This is a genomic window from Roseiflexus castenholzii DSM 13941 (assembly GCF_000017805.1).
GTDB classification, from domain to species: Bacteria; Chloroflexota; Chloroflexia; order Chloroflexales; family Roseiflexaceae; genus Roseiflexus; species Roseiflexus castenholzii.
This window is the reverse complement of sequence record NC_009767.1, coordinates 1,214,255-1,234,738: the sequence shown is the minus strand read 5'-3', so window position 1 is coordinate 1,234,738 and position 20,484 is coordinate 1,214,255. Positions and strand designations below refer to the sequence as shown.

9 protein-coding genes are annotated in these 20,484 nt (G+C 62.8%); 5 read left to right on the top strand and 4 right to left on the bottom strand.

Annotated features, from left to right (window positions below; genetic code table 11):
* Positions 1-67: 67 nt before the first annotated feature.
* Together RCAS_RS04760 and RCAS_RS04755 are read right to left on the bottom strand one after the other, a co-directional pair.
* Positions 68-8,698 carry an SdrD B-like domain-containing protein gene (locus RCAS_RS04760; RefSeq protein ID WP_012119473.1) on the bottom strand — a complete coding sequence of 2,877 codons (8,631 nt, stop codon included), beginning with the start codon at positions 8,696-8,698 and terminating at the stop codon, positions 68-70.
* Positions 8,699-10,296: 1,598 nt separating this feature from the next.
* Positions 10,297-11,655, bottom strand: coding sequence for an IS701 family transposase (locus RCAS_RS04755; protein WP_012119472.1), 1,359 nt, complete (start codon positions 11,653-11,655; stop codon positions 10,297-10,299).
* A 105-nt stretch (positions 11,656-11,760) separates the two neighbouring features.
* Here RCAS_RS04755 and RCAS_RS04750 point away from each other — a divergent pair, with 105 nt between their 5' ends.
* Entirely contained in the window at positions 11,761-13,242 is a 1,482-nt protein-coding gene (locus tag RCAS_RS04750) for a tetratricopeptide repeat protein (RefSeq protein ID WP_012119471.1), read from the top strand.
* Between the two features lie 294 nt (positions 13,243-13,536).
* On the opposite strand, the gene RCAS_RS04745 is transcribed toward RCAS_RS04750, so the two are convergent.
* Positions 13,537-14,640: an ArsA family ATPase gene (locus RCAS_RS04745; protein ID WP_041330219.1), complete on the bottom strand. Its 1,104-nt coding sequence runs from the start codon at positions 14,638-14,640 to the stop codon at positions 13,537-13,539.
* Between the two features lie 711 nt (positions 14,641-15,351).
* On the opposite strand from RCAS_RS04745, the gene RCAS_RS24890 reads away from it, so the two are divergent.
* Together RCAS_RS24890 and RCAS_RS24885 are read left to right on the top strand one after the other, a co-directional pair.
* Positions 15,352-15,537 carry a hypothetical protein gene (locus RCAS_RS24890; RefSeq protein ID WP_157042547.1) on the top strand — a complete coding sequence of 62 codons (186 nt, stop codon included), beginning with the start codon at positions 15,352-15,354 and terminating at the stop codon, positions 15,535-15,537.
* 438 nt (positions 15,538-15,975) lie between these two features.
* Positions 15,976-16,161 (top strand): hypothetical protein, encoded by a 186-nt coding sequence (locus RCAS_RS24885; RefSeq protein ID WP_157042546.1) that lies wholly within the window; start codon positions 15,976-15,978, stop codon positions 16,159-16,161.
* A 149-nt stretch (positions 16,162-16,310) separates the two neighbouring features.
* Here RCAS_RS24885 and RCAS_RS04740 read toward each other — a convergent pair whose 3' ends face one another.
* Positions 16,311-17,765 carry an aspartate ammonia-lyase gene (locus RCAS_RS04740; protein ID WP_012119469.1) on the bottom strand — a complete coding sequence of 485 codons (1,455 nt, stop codon included), beginning with the start codon at positions 17,763-17,765 and terminating at the stop codon, positions 16,311-16,313.
* Between the two features lie 198 nt (positions 17,766-17,963).
* On the opposite strand from RCAS_RS04740, the gene glpX reads away from it, so the two are divergent.
* Together glpX and RCAS_RS04730 are read left to right on the top strand one after the other, a co-directional pair.
* On the top strand, positions 17,964-18,965 hold the full coding sequence (gene glpX / locus RCAS_RS04735; protein ID WP_012119468.1) for a class II fructose-bisphosphatase: 1,002 nt from the start codon (positions 17,964-17,966) through the stop codon (positions 18,963-18,965).
* A complete protein-coding gene (locus RCAS_RS04730; protein ID WP_012119467.1) occupies positions 18,962-20,386 on the top strand; it encodes a hypothetical protein in 1,425 nt (474 codons plus the stop codon). Before glpX ends, RCAS_RS04730 begins: the two co-directional genes overlap by 4 nt.
* The last annotated feature ends 98 nt before the right edge of the window (positions 20,387-20,484 follow it).

The window sequence follows — 20,484 nt, the reverse complement described above, 5'->3', positions numbered from 1 at the left end:
CGCCTCCCTGTGGACGTCCGCGCAAGGGGCGTAGGGGCGCCCACAGGGAAGCGCCCCTACATGCCGCTTACCTCTCAACCGGTCCGGGCAATTGGCGCGGCGGCAACGCAACCGGCGCATCCGGCGTGCTTGACGGTGTGCCTGGTCCTGCGCCATTGCTCAACGACGCGCCGGTGACGACGAAGCCGGTAATCTGAGCGCGGTTGTTGGTTTCATTGCTTTCCACAACCGCGCCTGTCGGCACCGGCGGGTTGTAACTATCGACGTAGACATACAGGGTGTTCGTGCCGCCAGCGAAAGAGCCGGGCCAGACCGACTGCGGTCCCGCGAACTGACCAGGCGCAGATGTCAGCGTGATGCTCTGCCCTGGCGCCAGCGACTGATTGACGTACCAGGCGATACCGTAGCACGGCGAGATGCCACAGACATCATTCCAGCGCACGTTGGGCGTCGTTGGCGCGACGGATGGGTTGATGTACAGGTCCACCCAGAACCCGATAGTCGTTGGTGAACCGCCGACGTTCTTCACTTTTACCGTGATCAGCACCGGCTCACCTGCTGCGTAACTGGTCTTGGCAGGTGTCACCGTGAACTCCTCGACCACCAGGTCCGGCGGGGTGACCGGCACGGCGATCAGCGGCAGGAAGACGCGGGTTTGCATCCGATACCCGGCGTCCAGCGTTGTGATCGACTGACCGGCGCCCAGCGTGCCGGTTGCCACCGGCGCGTCGCTGTCAATTGTCGGGTCGCTGCCAACGCGCGTGGCGATGTCGAAGTAGCCGGCAGGTTTGGTGAACGTCAGCACGAACGTTCCCGGCGGCAGGTTGCCAAAGGCGTAACTGCCATTTGTTGCGGTGACCGCGTTGAATGTCAGCGGCGCTCCCAAACCGGTCGGCGTGATGGTCAGAGTGACTGCCACCCCCGCGATGCGCTGCGTCTCACCGGGATCGCGCACATCGTTGAAGTTCTCGTCCACCCAGGCAATGCCGGAGATCGACCCGCTGCCGATCAACCCCGCATCGACGGTCGTTGAAATCTGGCTGCTCGCCAGGGTAAACGACGCAGTGCGCCCGTTGTTCTGCGCATCGTTGTCGTTATCGACGCTCAACGACCCCGTGCCGTTGTTGACTGTCTGGAAGCCGGTCGGCACGACGAACTCGACCACATATGATCCTGGCGTGACGTTCTCGAAGCCGTAGAAGCCGACATCACCACTCGCCAGTGTCGTGGTCGTGGAGATGACCGTATCAGTCGCTGCGTCGCGCAGCCGAACGGCAATTCCCGGCACTCCGGCATCGACACCGGCTTCGTATGCGCCGTTGCCGTTCACATCGAGCCAGACCCGATCGCCGACTGAGGCGGTGCGGTACAGACCGAAATTCTGCCCGGTCGCCGGTAGGGTTCCGCTCAATGTTCCCGTCGTCGAGAGCAGATACCCAAGCGGCCTGCCGGTGACGCTGAGCTGGTAGTTGCCGGCGGGCAACTGGTTGAACGTAAAGTTTGGCGAACCCGCACCACTCGTCACCGTGTACGTCACCACGGGGTTAGTCGAGTTGATTGAGCTCGTGACAGTTAACGTTAGCGTGACCCCTGACAACGGCGACTCGCCAGCATCGAACACACCATCAGCATCGATGTCTTCCCACGTCGTACCGCTTAACGACAGGTTGCCGACTGCGCCAGCATCGACGTAGGTCACGGTTTCGTTCGATCCAACCGTGAATCGGTCGGTGTACCCATTGACTGTGCTCGCATCGCTGTTGTTGTCTGTCGTCACAGGTGCGCCCTGCGCGGTGAAGGCATACCCGGCAGGCAGCGCAAACTGGACGCGATACAGCGTTCCCGATGTCAGCGCACCGGTCGGCGTGATGGCAGTGAACTGGTAGATGCCATTGTCACCGGTTGTGAACGTGCCTATCGACGTTTCATTGCCGTTGACGGTTGTATCAGGATCGAGGGTGAGCGTTACTGTAACGCCTGCCATGGTCGGCTCGCCGCTGTCGAACAGACCGTTGCTGTTGGTGTCGAACCAGACCGTGCCGCTGATGACGCCGTTGCGGTAGTAGCCGAACGGCAGCGGCATGATGGACTGCCCGCTGGTCAGCGGCGCCGGCGCTGTCGCCGTGCCGGTGTTCCCCGGTGAGGCGACGTATCCGGTCGGCGGCGTCACCCCGACCGTGTATGCCGTGGTCGTTGGCGCGACGGTGTAACTGATGATGCCGGTCGCGTCGGGTCCGAATGGACCGCCAAGGGTTACATTCGGCGTCAGCGCCACCGTTGCGCCCGGCACAGGAGCATCGCCCGCAGCGTAGGCGTTGTCAATCGGCGATGTTGTCTCCTCGAACACCCGCACCTGAATGACCACCGGACGGTAGTACCCCCGGTCGCGGGTTGCGGTCGTGTTGCGTTGCAATCCCTGGTCGTCGAGTTGATCCGCGCCTGCGCCGATCCCGTCACTATCGTTGTTCGCCGGTTGCGGCCCCACATCCGCCAGCGTCTCGTACCACCCCGTCGGCGTCGCAAAGCGCAGCGTGAACGAGACCTCGCTGCTGACGCTTGCCCACCCCGGCAGGTTTGTGACCGTGTACGCGCCGCTGGCGTCCGTCGTGGTCGTCGTCACAATCTGCGTGCTCAGCAACCCCGGCAGGTTGACCGTCACCGTCAGGTTCACCGTCACCCCCGGCAGCGCGCCGACCCCCTCGCCGCCGTCGCGCACGCCGTTGCCGTTCAGGTCTTCCCACACCGCGCCGTTCACGGTAGACCGTCCGCGCACCGCCGCGTCGCTCGACCCGCTCACCACTGCGCCCGATGTGACGGTGAACGGATTGGTTTCGGCGTAGGTGTTACCGCCGTCGGTGCTCTGCATGTCGTTATCGCCGCCTGTCGGCGTCACCAGCAGGAAGTTCGCCGTATCGGGGTTGATGACCCGCACCGAGTAACCGTTGGCTGGCGCCACGTTCGTGAAGGTGTACGCGCCGGTCGCGTCGGTCGTGGTCGTCAGCACATCGCTGCCGCCCAACCGTAGCGTCACCGTCACCCCCTGCATCCCCGGCTCGCTGTCGCCGAACAGGTTGTTGTCCGCGTCGCGGTCGAACCGCACCGCGCCGGTCACGGCGCCAGGGCGGTAGTAGCCGAACTCCAGATTGGTCGGTCCGACTGTCCCCCCTGGTCCAGGGTTCGGCGTCACCTGCGCCGCGCCGGTGTTCCCCGGCGATGGCGTAAATCCGGCAGGGGTGGTGACGTTCACCCAGTACGGCGTCGCGCTGTCGGTCGGCACCAGCGTGAAGGTGATCAACCCGCTCGCGTCAATCGGCGTCACGCTCAGCGGCGTGACCGTCCCGTTCGTCGTCGTAATCGCCACCGTCGCCGTCGTGATGCCGGTGTCGCCGGTTGCAAAGACGTTATCCACCGGCGGGTTCTCCTCAAAGACCCGCGCCACCACCGTGACCGGGCGGTAGTGCCCGAACTCCAGCCCGGACGGTCCGACCGTCTGCCCTGATGTCGGGTTGGGAATCACCTGCGCCGCGCCGGTGTTCCCCGGCGAGCGCGTGAACCCGCTGATCGGCGCGACATTCACCCAGTACGGCGTCGCGCTATCGGTCGGCACCAGCGTGAAGGTGATCAGCCCGCTCGCGTCAATCGGCGTCACGCTCAGCGGCGTGACCGTCCCGTTCGTCGTCGTAATCGTCACCGTCGCCGTCGTGATGCCGGTGTCGCCGGTTGCAAAGGCGTTATCCACCGGCAGGTTCACCTCTTCAAAGACCCGCGCCACCACCGTGACCGGGCGGTAGTGCCCGAACTCCAGATTGGTCGGTCCGACCGTCTGCCCTGATGTCGGGTTGGGAATCACCTGCGCCGCGCCGGTGTTCCCCGGCGAGCGCGTGAACCCGCTGATCGGCGCGACATTCACCCAGTACGGCGTCGCGCTGTCGGTCGGCACCAGCGTGAAGGTGATCAACCCGCTCGCGTCAATCGGCGTCACGCTCAGCGGCGTGACCGTCCCGTTCGTCGTCGTAATCGTCACCGTCGCCGTCGTGATGCCGGTGTCGCCGGTTGCAAAGGCGTTATCCACCGGCAGGTTCACCTCTTCAAAGACCCGCGCCACCACCGTGACCGGGCGGTAGTGCCCGAACTCCAGATTGGTCGGTCCGACCGTCTGCCCTGATGTCGGGTTGGGAATCACCTGCGCCGCGCCGGTGTTCCCCGGCGAGCGCGTGAACCCGCTGATCGGCGCGACATTCACCCAGTACGGCGTCGCGCTGTCGGTCGGCACCAGCGTGAAGGTGATCAACCCGCTCGCGTCAATCGGCGTCACGCTCAGCGGCGTGACCGTCCCGTTCGTCGTCGTAATCGTCACCGTCGCCGTCGTGATGCCGGTGTCGCCGGTTGCAAAGGCGTTATCCACCGGCGGGTTCACCTCTTCAAAGACCCGCACCACCACCGTGACCGGGCGATAGTGCCCGAACTCCAGATTGGTCGGTCCGACCGTCTGCCCTGATGTCGGGTTGGGAGTCACCTGCGCCGCGCCGGTGTTCCCCGGCGAGCGCGTGAACCCGCTGATCGGCGCGACATTCACCCAGTACGGCGTCGCGCTGTCGGTCGGCACCAGCGTGAAGGTGATCAACCCGCTCGCGTCAATCGGCGTCACGCTCAGCGGCGTGACCGTCCCGTTCGTCGTCGTAATCGTCACCGTCGCCGTCGTGATGCCGGTGTCGCCGGTTGCAAAGGCGTTATCAACCGGCGGGTTCTCCTCAAAGACCCGCGCCACGACAGTCACTCCTTGGTAGTACCCCCGGTCGCGGGTTGCGGTCGTGTTGCGTTGCAATCCCTGGTCGTCGAGTTGATCCACGCCTGCGCCGATCCCGTCGCTGTCGTCGGTCGCCGGTTGCGTCCCCACGTCCGCCAGCGTCTCGTACCACCCCGTCGGCGTCGCAAAGCGCAGCGTGAACGAGACCTCGCTGCTGACGCTTGCCCACCCCGGCAGGTTTGTGACCGTGTACGCGCCGCTGGCGTCCGTCGTGGTCGTCGTCACAATCTGCGTGCTCAGCAACCCCGGCAGGTTGACCGTCACCGTCAGGTTCACCGTCACCCCCGGCAGCGCGCCGACCCCCTCGCCGCCGTCGCGCACGCCGTTGCCGTTCAGGTCTTCCCACACCGCGCCGTTCACGGTAGACCGTCCGCGCACCGCCGCGTCGCTCGACCCGCTCACCACTGCGCCCGATGTGACGGTGAACGGATTGGTTTCGGCGTAGGTGTTACCGCCGTCGGTGCTCTGCATGTCGTTATCGCCGCCTGTCGGCGTCACCAGCAGGAAGTTCGCCGTATCGGGGTTGATGACCCACACCGAGTAACCGTTGGCTGGCGCCACGTTCGTGAAGGTGTACGCGCCAGTCGCGTCGGTCGTGGTCGTCAGCACATCGCTGCCGCCCAACCGTAGCGTCACCGTCACCCCCTGCATCCCCGGCTCGCTGTCGCCGAACAGGTTGTTGTCCGCGTCGCGGTCGAACCGCACCGCGCCGGTCACGGCGCCAGGGCGGAAATAACCGAACTGAAACTCAGTCGTTGGCGATGGCGCGGTATTATCGGCGAGCAGCGGGCTTGGCGTATTGACTTCGAGCGCGCCCGTGTTCCCCGGCGATGGCGTAAACCCGGCAGGAGTGGGCACATTCAGCCAGTAGGTCGTCGTGGTCGGCGGCAGGGTGAAGGTCACCACGCCGGTCGAATCGATTCCGCTGCTGCCGAGCGGCGTCACCGCGCCGTTGGTGGTCGTAATTGTGACCGTGGCGGTCGTGATGCCGGTGTCGCCCACGTTGTAGACGTTGTCGGGCGGCAGGGCTGTGATCTCATCGAAAATGCGGGCGCGCACGGTGACCGGACGCCAGTACCCCTGGTCATAGTCCAGCGTGTTGCTGACGCCAACCGTTGCGCCGGTCACCGCGATGAATGGTCCATCGCTGTCCAGCGCATCATTGCCGCCGACATCGGCGAGTGAGGCGGTGTACGTACCATCCGGCGGAGCGAACGCCAGCGTGTAGGTCACGCCTGCTGTCCCACCGGGGAGACCGGCGAATGAATAGTTTGGATCACTGCCGGTGGTTGTGGCAGTCAGTGTGTAGGTCGTCGTCAGATTGACAGTAGCGACCGTCACAGTTAGCGTCGCGGTTGCGCTATTCAGCGCCTGATCATTGGCAGTCTGCGTGAAACTGCCGTCGCGGTCGAAGAAAACGTAGCCCTGAACAATGTTGTTCCCGCGCAAACCGGCATCAACGTCGGTCACAGTGATTCCCGAGGTCACCGTCAGAACGCTGGTGCGCCCATTTGCATCGACATCACTGGCGAGCGGGTCACCAGCTGAAGGATTGTCGGGCGCAACGAATGACCAGTTGGACGGATCGGGGCGCACGATTTCGACCACATAGGTGAGCGGCGCGACGCTGCTGAAGGCATAACTGCCGTCAGCAAGGGTCGTCGTTGTCATCATCAGCGTATTATCGGCGGCGCGGAGCAGATTGACGGTGAAATTGGACAGCCCCGGCTCAGGCGAGGTTTCATCCTGGTTATTGCCGTTCTGGTCGAAGAAGACGCGCCCTGAGAGGGATGCCGGTCGGTAGACCGCCGCATCGACGCCGGGATTCTGACTACCGCGCGCAATCGTGAACGTCGGCGTGCGCCAGACGCGCCCGCTGACCAACGCGCGCACATCATTGACATCGTCTGAACTGCTGGCAGGCGGATCAACGCTCAACCAACCGGTTGGCGTGACAATGCTCGCCACATACGCCGGCGGCAGCGCGCTCAGATCGAACGTCGCGTAGTACGTTCCGGAGAGAATGTCGGTAATAGTATAGATGCCGCTGGCGTTCGTCGTCTGCGACAGACCGATGGTGACATCATCGACAGTGAAGAACGTGTTGTCGGGTCCGGCGCCGTAGAGTTGAACGGTGACGCTCTGAATGCCCGTTTCACTCAGATCGAAGATGCCGTTGCCATTGTCATCTTCCCAGACAAAGTTGCCGATTTCGGCGCGCACAATGCCGAAGTCAACAGTGAAATCCGTCGGCTGACTTGCAGTGAGGAGCGTTGTGGTGATCACCACCCCCTCGGTTGAACCGCAGGGAGCGCCGGTGGTGTAGCCAAGCCCTTCGAGCGCGCCGCCGGGTGCGAAGTTGGAGGCGTCGAGAACCACGGTGTAGGTAATACCGAGGGGCAGGCTGTCAAAGCGATAGTTCCCGTAGAGATCGGTGGTCATCTGTGGTTCGCCTGTGTCGATCTGACAGTCGCTATCCAGGTCCACAAAGACCAGCGCATTCGCCAATCCGAGCGTTGTTTCGAGCGGATCAACGCTCCCGTTGCGGTTCACATCGTGCCAGACGAAATCGCCGACCGTGCCGGCGTAGAGGCCGAAATTCGAGGTCTCATTGCGACGATTGGTTGCATCCAGGGTAAAGTTGGGTGTTTGGAGGAAATCACTAGCGCCGATAACCGCAGGACCATCCGTTGTGCCGTTGATAAGACCCTGATCGCCGATAGCAGGCGGGGTTGCCGTCTGGTTGGGCGGCGTCGCATGACCATAGAGCGGATCGGTGGCGGCATTGAACTCGTCATTCGGAATGCGCACTCGGTACGTCGCCGTCAGCGGCACACTCACGAACTCAAAGAACCCGGCGCGATTGGCAGGATCGTTGAGGATGGATCGCGTGGTCTGCGTATCGATGAGATTATCGGATGAGTCACGCAATTCGACCTCCACGCCATTGATGAACGGCTCACCCGGATCGCGCAGACCGTTCTGGTCAAGGTCGCGCCAGACGAAGCCGCTCACCGCGCCGCGCGCGAAGCCGACGTCCAGACTATCGTCATTCACACCGCGCGCTGCATTGGGAACGGTAATGCGCGGCTCGCCCACAACGAGTTGCGCATCGGAGTCGCGCCGATCCTCACTGTCGAAGTTCGCATTGGGCGTCGTCAGCACCCACCCGGCAGGAATGCCGCCGGTGACGCGGATAGTGTAGTTGCTGACACCTGCCGGGACATTGTCCACAAAACGGTACGTGCCATCTGGTCCGGCGGTCGCAGTGGCGACCAGCACATTCGACGGAGTGTACAATCCGAGCGTCAGCCCGCTCAAGCCGGGTTCACCGGCGTCCTGAATGCCATTGGCGTCCTGATCGTCCCATGCGCGCACGACGATGGTGCGGAATCCAGCAGGAGCGCCGGCATCAATGCCGGACGCATCGAGCGACCGGAGACCGACATCGCGCTGAACCGGCGCATTGTTGATATTCACAAAAAACACCAGAGCATTGTCCTGCCCTGGCGTTGTCGGTCCTGGCACGGAGACAACGGTGCCGTTGGGAAGACCATTGTTGGGGTTCGTCACCTCGACGCGGTAATCGCCGTTGGGAGTGTTGGGAAAGATTGCCAATCCAGAGGCATTCGTGTTCACCGAATAGAGCAGATTGTTGTCGGTGTTAAACACCGACACCGGTACACCGCTCACAGCGGGTTCGCCGCCGTCGTACTGCCCATTGCGGTTACTATCCGCGTAGACGCGCACCGTCAGGTCGCCGACAGCGCTCGCAACACGCGCACCAAAAAAGGCGAGCAGGGTCGAGAGCATCAGAGCGGCAGCGGAAATCACTGCCCAACGGCGCATGTGCAGGCGTCGAGCACGATGTGAGGTGTGGGTTGTTGCCATGCAAACCACCTTGCGCTGAATGAGGAGAGCGGACGACAGGACGACGCAACGTATACAAATGCCCGCCACATAATCATATTTCCGCATACGTGGCAGGCACACATCACTTCGACTATACTACATGAAGGGGCATGGAAACAGTTGCAATTTGGTTGCGAAATCGAGCCGAAGTTGTAAACAATGTGTGAGGAAGCGTTGAAGGTTGAACATTGAACGTGGAAACGAGGTCCGAGGCGCGGGGCAAGAGGCGAGAGGGGTGAGGCGAGAAGCGAGAGGTGAGAGGGGTGAGGCGAGAGGCGAGAGGCGAGAGGCGAGAGGGGTGAGGCGAGAGGCGAGAGGGGTGAGGCGAGAGGGGTGAGGCGAGAGGCGAGAGGGGTGAGGCGAGAGGGGTGAGGCGAGAGGGGTGAGGTGAGAGGCGAGAGGGGCGAACGTTTCACGTTGAAGGAGGTCGAATGTTGAAACGAGGTCCGAGGCGCGGGGCAAGAGGCGAGAGGGGCGAACGTTTCACGTTGAAGAAGGTCGAATGTTGAAACGAGACCCGAGGCGCGGGGCAAGGGGCGAGAGGGGCGAACGTTTCACGTTGAAGAAGGTCGAATGTTGAAACGAGACCCGAGGCGCGGGGCAAGAGGCGAGAGGGGCGAACGTTTCACGTTGAAGAAGGTCGAATGTTGAAACGAGACCCGAGGTGCGGGGCAAGGGGCGAGAGGGGCGAACGTTTCACGTTGAAGAAGGTCGAATGTTGAAACGAGACCCGAGGCGCGGGGCAAGAGGCGAGAGGGGCGAACGTTTCACGTTGAAGAAGGTTGAATGTTGAAACGAGACCCGAGGCGCGGGGCAAGAGGCGAGAGGGGCGAACGTTTCACGTTGAAGAAGGTCGAATGTTGAAACGAGACCCGAGGCGCGGGGCAAGAGGCGAGAGGGGCGAACGTTTCACGTTGAAGAAGGTCGAATGTTGAAACGAGACCCGAGGCGCGGGGCAAGAGGCGAGAGGGGCGAACGTTTCACGTTGAAGAAGGTCGAATGTTGAAACGAGACCCGAGGCGCGGGGCAAGAGGCGAGAGGGGCGAACGTTTCACGTTGAAGAAGGTCGAATGTTGAAACGAGACCCGAGGCGCGGGGCAAGAGGCGAGAGGGGCGAACGTTTCACGTTGAAGAAGGTCGAATGTTGAAACGAGACCCGAGGCGCGGGGCAAGAGGCGAGAGGGGCGAACGTTTCACGTTGAAGAAGGTCGAATGTTGAAACGAGACCCGAGGCGCGGGGCAAGAGGCGAGAGGGGCGAACGTTTCACGTTGAAGAAGGTCGAATGTTGAAACGAGACCCGAGGCGCGGGGCAAGAGGCGAGAGGGGCGAACGTTTCACGTTGAAGAAGGTCGAATGTTGAAACGAGACCCGAGGCGCGGGGCAAGAGGCGAGAGGGGCGTGCGCGACCCGCTGAGATTCCTCGCTGCGCTCGGAATGACCCGTCGCTGCGCGCAGAATGACCCGTCGCTGCGCTCGGAATGACAAGCATGCGGCATCGTCGATCGTCATTGGTATAACTCCTCACCCTTAACCTTTGACCTCTGGTTCTCAGCTCGACTTTATCCATCTGTGCCGCTCACGCAGCATAGGCGAGCGCATCAGTCAGGCGAACAAGTAACGACTTCGGGATTTTGACCATGTCGGCTTCCGCAGGCGACATCCAAGAAATGGTGACCGGCCAGAGCTGCTTGCGGACGAAGGCCAGTGTGTCGCTGAAGGTCGGCAGCGCCTTGGTGTACCAGGCCGCCTGCCTCACGGGCAACTCGCCTGCTTGGAGTAGGTGATGGGCGAACAGCGTCACGAGCGAGAACAACCCCAACAGCACCGGTGTCGTACGCAGGATCGCCAGGTCCGACCACTGGCGCTGGGTCTCGATGCCCAAGTGTGCTCGCGCTTCCTCGAACGTGACCTCCACCTGCCAGCGCATCACGAACCACTCCACAATCTCCTTGGGGGTAGCCGCCGGGTTCGTGCTCAGCAGCGCCTGGGCCTCAAACTTCCCATCGGGGTCGGTAATGAGCACCCAGCGAATGCTCACCGGCGGCAAGCCACTGTGATACCAGACCGCCGTTGCCGATGCCAGCCGCACCGTTCGCGTCGTTCCGCCATACCAACGCACGCTCGTGTGCTGCCAGTCTGTGGTCGGGTCGCTGAGCCGCTGCTCCAGGGTCGGCTGCCGTGCGCCTTTCTTGCGCGGCCGACCGGGTCGCCCTGCTGGGTGCACGTACGCCGTGTCGTACAAGGCCGCATCCAAGCGCAAGCGCGTGACCACGGTAACGGGGTTGGGCAAGCCCTGGCAGGCGGCAAGCAGTTCGAGCGCGGCGTAGCTGCTGTCGGCCACAACGACCAGCACGCGCTCGGGCAGCCACTGACGGACTTGGAAGATGATCTGACGCGCCCAGTCGGTGAGCTGTTTGTGGCGCTTGCCGAGCTCCTGATGGCAGCGCTCGGAGGGCGCCAGGACGGTCAGAAAGGGCAAGGCCCAAACCCGCTGGGCCCAAGGGATGGGGGCGAGCAGCATCAGACACAACCAGCGCAGGCCGCTGGTCTTGACGAAGAACGAGCGCGACGAGCGGACAGGGTCGCGGTAGATCCCCTTGGCCTTGATCTTGGCCCCGCGCCGGCGCTCGATATGGTCGTCGAGGCCGAGCACGATAGCCGTATCGGACGGAACGAAGGCGTCGACGAGCAGGCGCAGCAGGATGCGGCTGGCGGCGTAGGGCGACCAGACGGCGCGGTTGAGGACGCGATGGTAGTTCTGGAATTGCGCATCGTCGCTCAGCCCCATCACCCGCAGCGCCGAAGTGACCGTGCGCTTGCCGGGGGCTAGGATGGCGCCGATGAGCAGTATCTTCGCCCATTCCCATACACGCTCGCTAAACAGCAACTCGAACTTGCGGAGGACCGGTATAATCGCTCGTGGCAGGTTGCGCATGGCTGGCCCCTTCGTGGTAGTTGGGTTCTAGCCAAGCGTACCCTGCCTCCCGTTTTTCGTCTACCGAATGGATAAAGTCGAGCTCAGTTCCTGGTTCTTAAACCCGTGAAGTTTCACCGCATCCAGTTTATTCAAATCCTTCTCATACTGGCGGCAACGCTTCTAGCGGCGCGACTCGCGTTTCATCCCGACCCGCGCGATGCGTTGCGACAGGCGGATGCGCTTTTCGTCGCGGGACGGCACTACGAGGCGTTTCACGCCTACCACGCGCTGGCGACGCGCGCGCCCGGTTTTGCCCCGGCACGCCTGCGGCTCGGCATGGCGCTGACGGTGCGCGGCGAGAGTGCAGCGGCGAGCCGTGAATTCGGTTGGGCGCTGAGGTTGGGATTGAACGAAGCCGACACCGCCCTGGCGCGGTTGTATCAGGGTCGCCTGGCGGCAGATATGGGATATGCGGATGAAGCTTCGCGCATGTGGATGCAGATCCCCACATCTTCTGCATTGTACAGTCTGCGCCTCGCGCTGGAGGCGGAAGAGCGGTTGAGCCAGAACGATTATGCAGGCGCAGAATCCGGGTATCGCGCTGCTCTTGCGGTTGGACTTCCCGACACGTGGCGCAGAACAGCGCATGCCCGGATTGCCGCCCTAATCGCCGGAAGCGACCTGAGCGGCGCATGGAATGAAGCGCGAATGGCGGTCACGAAGGAAGGCAGGCTGCATCCAATCGAACAACCGCTGGCAACGCCGTTGCGTCCGCTGCCGCGCCCCGATGTCGCGCAGATCGCAGCGATCCTGGCGTCCGACGAAGCAATCCGCCCGCAACTGTTAGGACAGATCTACCTGGATGTGGGATGGACGCGGCTGGCGGAAGAACAGTTTGCCATTGCGCGCGAACGCGGGTCGCTGACGCAGGCGGCAGAAGCATATTCCGCGTATGCGCAACTATTGAACGGCGACGTTGGAGTTGCGCTGGCGCGCCTGCACGATCTGGCACTGGCTGCGCCGGACGATCCGCGACCACGAATATTGCTGGCGCTGGGGCGCCTTGCCGTGCATGACGCGCAGGCGGCGCTTACTGAACTCCAGGAGGCGCGCCGCCTTGCGCCGAACGACCCGGATGTCCTGCTGGCACTGGGGGAATGGCATACTGCGCAACGCGATTATCCGGCAGCGGCGGCAGCGTATGCCGAAGCGCTTCGGGTTGCGCCGGCGGCGATGCGCGGCGCCTACGCGCTGGCGCTGGCGCAGTACCACCTGAAGACCTCGTTACAGATCTGCGAAAAAGGGCTTCCCGCAGCCACCGAAGCAGTCGCCCGGCTGCCAAAGAATGCGCAGTCGTGGTCGGCGCTGGCGCACGCGCGCCTGGCATGTGGCGATATTGCGGGAGCGCGTGATGCGGCGGCGCTGGCGCAGACCCTCGACCCCGCGAGTGCTGAGGCTGCATATCACTATGGACGGGCGCTAGCGGCGCTGGGAGATCGAACAGCAGCGCGCACCGCCCTGATCCGCGCCGCCGATCTCGCGCCGGCCTCGGAGTGGCGCATCCGCGCTGAGGAGCAGATGGCGATGTGGGGGATGGCGCCGTGAGGGAAACGAGCGCAGGCGGACCGCTGCGCCCTCACCCCCTGCCCCGCTCCCGTGTGCGGGAGCCGGGAGACCGGCGCTGCGCGCGCGGTCTGTAATCCATCCTCCACTCAACCTCAAAGGTCTTGGGTATCGTTGTGGCAATAATATCACTTACCTGTGACCATCCGGCATGGTCACACCGAGCAGCGCGAGGGGTCGTGCGCGACCCGCTTCGATTCCTCGCTGCGCTCGGAATGACAAGTCGCTGCGCTCGGAATGACCAGCATGCGGCATCTTCAATCGTCATTGGTATAATCACCTGCGCCGCACCACGAGCAGATCGCCTTCACGAGTGGCGCGCACGGCGCGAACACCGCGCAGGCGCGAAGGCAGCGGCACATGCCGCCGATAGGACCCCACGCGCACGATCAGATCGTCGCCGCTCAGCGTCAACCCGATAGCGCCCTGTGGCAGACCGGGAAGTTCAAAGGTCAACGCCGGTTCGCCGCGATAGTCATTGCCGATGGGTGAACGCACCGTTACGGCGCCCGCGTCACCCATGGCGCGCCCGGCGAGCAGCAACGGCATATGCCCGCCGGCGGTCGCGCTCATATCAAGCCGGAGCAACGGCCGGGCGGACCAGATCGCAGCGGCTTCATCGAGCAGTGCTGCCTGCAACCGTTCGAGCGGCGCCAGGCGCGCGTCTTCCGGGTTGGGCGGCAGGAGTGGACCGGCGACCAGCGCACCGACAGCCACGCCGTGCAACTGAATGGCGGGGATTGCCAGGCGCGCCTCTGCCAGCGCCGCCGCATCGGGGCGCAGCACATAACAGACCATACTCGCGGGGGCGTCGAGCAGGTTGCGCAGGCGCTCGGCTTCCACCAGCACGCGCCGCAGATTGCTGACAAACTCAGGCGGCAGCAACAACCCCGGCAGCAGCGACCCCTGTGCGGGTTGACCGTCGAGACCAATGAGAAGTCGCGCGATCCAGCGCAGATTGTCGGGAACGCCAAGCGCTTCGATCAGTGGATCGTGCGGTCCGGCGTCCACAACCACGCGATCATAGTTGGGAGCGAGATCACGGATACGGAGAAGCGCAAACGCAGCGTCAGACGCCGGGGGTTGGGGGAGTTCATCACCGGCGAGGTTGCTGAAGGGCGGCAGGAGGGTCGCGCGGGTTTCCTCCCAGGCGGCTGCCAGTTCGCTGCGGGCATCGAGCGCCAGTGCATTGAGGCGCGGTGCAACTTCAACCGGCACGCTGCCAATGGCAACGCCCAAAAGCGCGCCCAACCCCGCTGTCGAGCCATACGTCAGCAGCAACGTGCGCTTTCCCGCATCGGCAGCGCGCGCCGCCTCCGCTGCCGCCGCCATGCTGATGCCCGCGCCGGGCGATCCAGTGTAGACGAGAAGTTTTACCACCGTTCAGACTTTCCAGAGTCACATGCCAATACACAGCAGGCACGGCGGAGGCGTGCCTGTGCTGCCCAACTGTCTCCCGCAGGCTGCATGGTCTTTGAGTAATTAATCCGAATCATCCGCGCTAGCCCGCGCAGGCGGGCTTCGCTTTCCATAGCCCGCGACGTAAGAAGATTAAGAAAATAACCCAGTATTCCTGGGCGCTGCGGGCTGAAGCCCTGGCTGAGATCGTGGAAGCCCCGGAGGGGCTTCCACGTCCTGAGCGAGGGCTTTAGCCCGCAGATCATAAGGATGCGCGGCACGGCAGCACAGGCTTACCGGACTCATTTCTTAATCCCCCATTAGTCGCCAGGCGGGTGGACGGATAGCAGAGTATTTTTCAAAGTTCATCGAGCCTGCCGGATGCGTCCCGTTCGGGACCAGCGCTACCCGCCACCGCCGCCCAATCCCATGATGCCGCCTTCGGTCATTGCGCGCACGTCGAAGATTAAGAAAATAACCCAGTATTCCTGGGCGCTGCGGGCTGAAGCCCTGGCTGAGATCGTGAAAGCCCCTCCAGGGCTTCCACGTCCTGAGCGAGGGCTTTAGCCCGCAGATCATAAGGATGCGCGGCACGGCAGCACAGGTTTACCGGACTCATTTCTTAATCCCCATTAGTCGCCAGGCGGGTGGACGGATAGCAGAGTATTTTTCAAAGTTCATCGAGCCTGCAGGATGCGTCCCGTTCGGGACCGGCGCTACCCGCCACCGCCGCCCAATCCCATGATGCCGCCTTCGGTCATTGCGCGCACGTCGAAGATTAAGAAAATAACCCAGTATTCCTGGGCGCTGCGGGCTGAAGCCCTGGCTGAGATCGTGAAAGCCCCTCCAGGGCTTCCACGTCCTGAGCGAGGGCTTTAGCCCGCAGATCATAAGGATGCGCGGCACGGCAGCACAGGCTTACCGGACTCATTTCTTAATCCCCATTAGTCGCCAGGCGAGTGGACGGATAGCAGAGTATTTTTCAAAGTTCATCGAGCCTGCAGGATGCGTCCCGTTCGGGACCAGCGCTACCCGCCACCGCCGCCCAATCCCATGATGCCGCCTTCGGTCATTGCGCGCACGTCGAAGATTAAGAAAATAACCCAGTATTCCTGGGCGCTGCGGGCTGAAGCCCTGGCTGAGATCGTGAAAGCCCCTCCAGGGCTTCCACGTCCTGAGCGAGGGCTTTAGCCCGCAGATCATAAGGATGCGCGGCACGGCAGCACAGGCTTACCGGACTCATTTCTTAATCCCCATTAGTCGCCAGGCGGGTGGACGGATAGCAGAGTATTTTTCAAAGTTCATCGAGCCTGCAGGATGCGTCCCGTTCGGGACCGGCGCTACCCGCCACCGCCGCCCAATCCCATGATGCCGCCTTCGGTCATTGCGCGCACGTCGAAGATTAAGAAAATAACCCAGTATTCCTGGGCGCTGCGGGCTGAAGCCCTGGCTGAGATCGTGGAAGCCCCGGAGGGGCTTCCACGTCCTGAGCGAGGGCTTTAGCCCGCAGATCATAAGGATGCGCGGCACGGCAGCACAGGCTTACCGGACTCATTTCTTAATCCCCATTAGTCGCCAGGCGAGTGGACGGATAGCAGAGTATTTTTCAAAGTTCATCGAGCCTGCAGGATGCGTCCCGTTCGGGACCAGCGCTACCCGCCACCGCCGCCAAATCCCATGATGCCGCCTTCGGTCATTGCGCGCACGTCAAGGAGTTCATCAACCTGTTCAGCACTCATCAACCCTTTTTCGACCACCACTTCCTTGATCGTCTTACCCGTCGCCAGCGCTTCCTTGGCGACGGCTGCACCGTTGAGATACCCGATCACCGGGTTCAGCGCCGTCACCAGGATCGGGTTCTTCGCCAGCCAACCGGTCGCCTTCGCCGGATTGGCGGTGATGCCGACGACGCACTTCTCGGTGAAGGCATTGATTGCGCCAATGAGGACGTGCATCATCTCGAACAGATTGTGCGCAATAATCGGCATCATCACATTGAGTTCCAGTTGCCCGGCTTGCGCCGCAAGCGACACGGTCAGGTCGCATCCCTGCACATGGAAACACGCCATATTCAGCATTTCCGCCAGCACCGGATTGACCTTGCCCGGCATGATGCTCGAACCGGGCTGCACCGCAGGCAGGCGAATTTCATCGAGACCGGTGGTGGGACCGGACGCCAGCAGACGGAGGTCGTTCGCAATGCGAGTCAGCGTGATGCTCAACGTGCGCAGCGACGCCGAGAAATCCGCCGGGTCAGCCATGCTCTGCATCGCCTCGAACAGGTTGCCCGCCGAGCGCAGTTCCTGACCGGTCAGTTCCGACAGGCGCTTCACCATGCGCAAATGGTATTCAGGATGCGCATTCAATCCGCTGCCGACAGCCGTACCGCCAATGCCCAGGCGGCGCAGCCGGTCGGCGGCAACCGCAATGCGCTCGCGATCATTGCGCACTGCCAGCGCATATGCGCCAAACTCTTGCCCCAGACGTACCGGCACCGCGTCCTGAAGGTGAGTACGTCCCGATTTGACGATTGGATCGAACTCTTCCGCTTTGGCTTCGAGCGCATCGGCGAGCCGGTCGATGGCCGCCAGCAGTTCGTCGATGCGCCAGAGGCATCCGAGGCGGATAGCCGTTGGGATGGTGTCGTTGGTGCTCTGCGCCATATTGACGTGGTCGTTCGGACTGACCGGTTTCTTCGGATCATCGATTGCAAAGCCGAGAATTTGGTTGGCGCGGTTGGCAATCACCTCATTGAGGTTCATGTTATGACTGGTACCGGCCCCTGCCTGGAACGGATCGACGACGAACTGATCGGCGTGCTGCCCATCGAGCACTTCGTCAGCCGCCTGAATAATGGCGTCGGCAATCTGACGGCCGCTGATCGCGCGGTCGCCGACCGTGACATCGTTGAACAGTCCGAGATCGCGGTTGACTTCTGCGGCGGCGCGCTTGATCATCGCCTGCGCCCAAACGAACGCCGGATACGGACGCATGCCGCTCACCGGGAAGTTCATCACAGCACGTTGCGTCTGTGCGCCATAGAGCGCGTTCGCCGGCACCTGCACTTCGCCGAGTGAGTCCTTCTCGATGCGGAATCCTTCGGTCATGGGCTTCCTCCTCTCCTTTGGGGACGATCACCGCGTTTATAGTACCATGAATTCATTCACACGCTGCGATGCAGTGCATCATGGCTCGACCAAGTCGCGCAATTGACACTGATCGTGCTCTGTCCTACACTGGTGGCGCCGGCAAAAGCAAGGAGAAAAGGCGCGCGTATCGGCTGACGCCACAGGCAGAATCCAGTCATGAGCGTCACACAACTCAGTCGTAACACCGGGCTTGATCTCGTGCGGGCGACCGAAGCCGCTGCCATCAGCGCCGGACGCTGGATGGGGCTTGGTCGGCGCAACGAGGCGAACGCAGCAGCAGAACACGCGATGGCGGCCACGCTTGATCTGCTTGATTTCGATGGATGGATCGTCGTCGGCGAGGAAGGTCGCCTGAAATCGCCATCCGGTCTGATCAGCGGTCGACACGTCGGTCGTGGCGGTCCGCCGGTCGATGTTGTCGTCGATCCGGTCGATGGGTTGCGCCTCCTGGTGCAGGGACGCTCCGGCGCGATCGCGGTTGCGGCGGTCGCGCCGCGTGGCGCCCTCTGGTCGCCTGCGCCGGCGGCATACATGGAGAAACTGGTCGTCAGTCGCGAAACAGCGCACGCGCTGGTGCCGGAATGCCTTGGCGCGCCTGCTGGATGGACACTGGCGCTGATTGCGCGCACCCTCGGCAAAGAAATCCGCGACCTGGTTGTTTTTGTGCTCGACCGACCGCGTCACGTCGATCTGGTGAACGAAATCCGCGCGGCCGGCGCGCGTGTTATGCTGGCGGACGATGGTGATATTGCCGGCGCGGTGCTCGCCGCTATGCCCGGCGGGCCGGTCGATGTGCTCATGGGGATCGGCGGCGCTGCCGAGGGCATCATCGCTGCGTGCGCGGTGCGGTCGCTTGGCGGCGCGATGCTGGCCCGACTTGCGCCACAGAGCGCTGCCGAGCACCACGCTATCGAGGAGCGCGGTCTCGACATCCGCCGGGTGCTTACCTGCAATGATATGGTGGCAACCAATGAGGTCTTCTTTGTAGCGACCGGTATTACTGATGGATTACTGCTCCACGGTGTGCGCTATCAGCGCGACCGCGCCGAGACGAATTCGCTCATTCTGCGCTGTGAAACCCGCACGCGCCGGGTGATTTATGCCGAACACTTGCTGCCCGATGTCGACGCCGTTTTGAGTAAGGAGCGTGAACCGTGACGTCTGAATTTGACGAGCAGGCTGATGCTTCGATGATGATCAATGCCGGTGTGCGCCGGCAAGAGTGGCGCTCCTATCCGTACCTTCTCGTTCCCGACGATCCACAACTGCGCTTCCCACAGGCGGAAGGATACCAGGACATGGCGAGCGACACCTACTACGCTTCGGGGATTGTGCAGGGTGAACAGACCGGAAAACGGTACGCTTTCTTCGTCATTTTTGCGCGTCTCTCCGGCTTTTCGAGCGCTTCCGGCATCGATATGCACCTCGGCGCGCTGTTCGATCTTGCGAACGGCGGATATACCACATTCGCGTCGTATGACCTGCCTCCAAAACGCTGGTTTCGTCAACGTCTGACGATTACACGCGGTCATCTTGGCGTCGCCTGGAACTCACCGTGCTGGAAGAGCCGCTTCTGGGCGCGGTACGATGCTTCCGGCGATCTCGTGCCATTCGGGTATACGCTCGATGTATGCGGGCGCGACAGTCGTGGCGATCCACTGGCGCTCGATCTCGTTGTCGATGCGGTCAAACCGCCACAACCGGTCGGTGGTCCGGTTCACAACGGCGCCATCACTGTGATGGGGCAACCGAATACCCGCTCCTACTTCCAGAGCCTGAGCTATCGCGGGTCGCTCCGGTGGCGTGGTGTGGAAGAAGCGGTGTGGGGCGACATCGGTTGGCTCGACCGGCAGTGGTTCCCGGAGTATGTTGGCGCGTACTCCGGCATACTGGCGGATCGCTACAGCCACCAGTGGGCGCAGATGTCGTTCGACAACGGGTGGGAACTGAGCCTGTGGCGGAACTTTGCACGTCACGAGCGCAACCGTGAAATTCCGTTCAGCGGACTGACGATCACCGATCCTGAAGGGCGCACGTCGTTCACCGATGCGTACCGGATCGAAGCACTCAGTTACTGCCGTGACGAAGGGTATGTCACGCCGCTCTACGCGCCTGTTCAGCGTCTCTTTGGCGTGCGAGGCGACAGGCGCTACTTTCTCGACGCCTACCGGTTCCATGTGCCGTCGCTCGATCTGATTGTGACCAGCACGCCGCTGGCGCCTGCCCCGGCGCACCGCATGCCGGTCGATTATCTCACCGGACCGACCCGCCTGGAAGGAACAATGGCAGGGAGACCGGTGACCGGCTACGGGTTCAACGAGCGCACGCTGGGGTTGTGGCGACCGTGGGAGTTGTGCCAGGCGCTCGCCGACTCGCTGCGCCCTCTGGTTGACGAAGGAAAGGCGCCGTCCACACTGGTGCAGGCAATAGACGACGCGCGCCTCGCCATTGACACAAAGCGCACCAACGAAGCAAGACGCATTCTCGACCGGCAGGTGCGTCCCGCGCTCGACACCCTTCCCGAATCGCAGTGTCAACGCCTGATTCGCCTGGGCAACGATCTGGCGGCAATGCTGTAGGCGAGTCTCTCCACGAAGGACGCGAAGCGACACGAAGCAATGTTGATGTTTGCGAAAATCATCTACGACAGCCCACTCTGAGCTGTGAATTCCTCTGA

Excerpts from the sequence above, each read along its gene's own strand:
- RCAS_RS04755 (WP_012119472.1), bottom strand. The coding sequence starts at position 11,655 with ATGCGCAACCTGCCACGAGCGATTATACCGGTCCTCCGCAAGTTCGAG.
- RCAS_RS04740 (WP_012119469.1), bottom strand. The coding sequence starts at position 17,765 with ATGACCGAAGGATTCCGCATCGAGAAGGACTCACTCGGCGAAGTGCAG.
- RCAS_RS24890 (WP_157042547.1), top strand. The coding sequence starts at position 15,352 with ATGCGTCCCGTTCGGGACCGGCGCTACCCGCCACCGCCGCCCAATCCC.
- glpX (WP_012119468.1), top strand. The coding sequence starts at position 17,964 with ATGAGCGTCACACAACTCAGTCGTAACACCGGGCTTGATCTCGTGCGG.
- RCAS_RS04760 (WP_012119473.1), bottom strand. The coding sequence starts at position 8,698 with ATGGCAACAACCCACACCTCACATCGTGCTCGACGCCTGCACATGCGC.
- RCAS_RS24885 (WP_157042546.1), top strand. The coding sequence starts at position 15,976 with ATGCGTCCCGTTCGGGACCGGCGCTACCCGCCACCGCCGCCCAATCCC.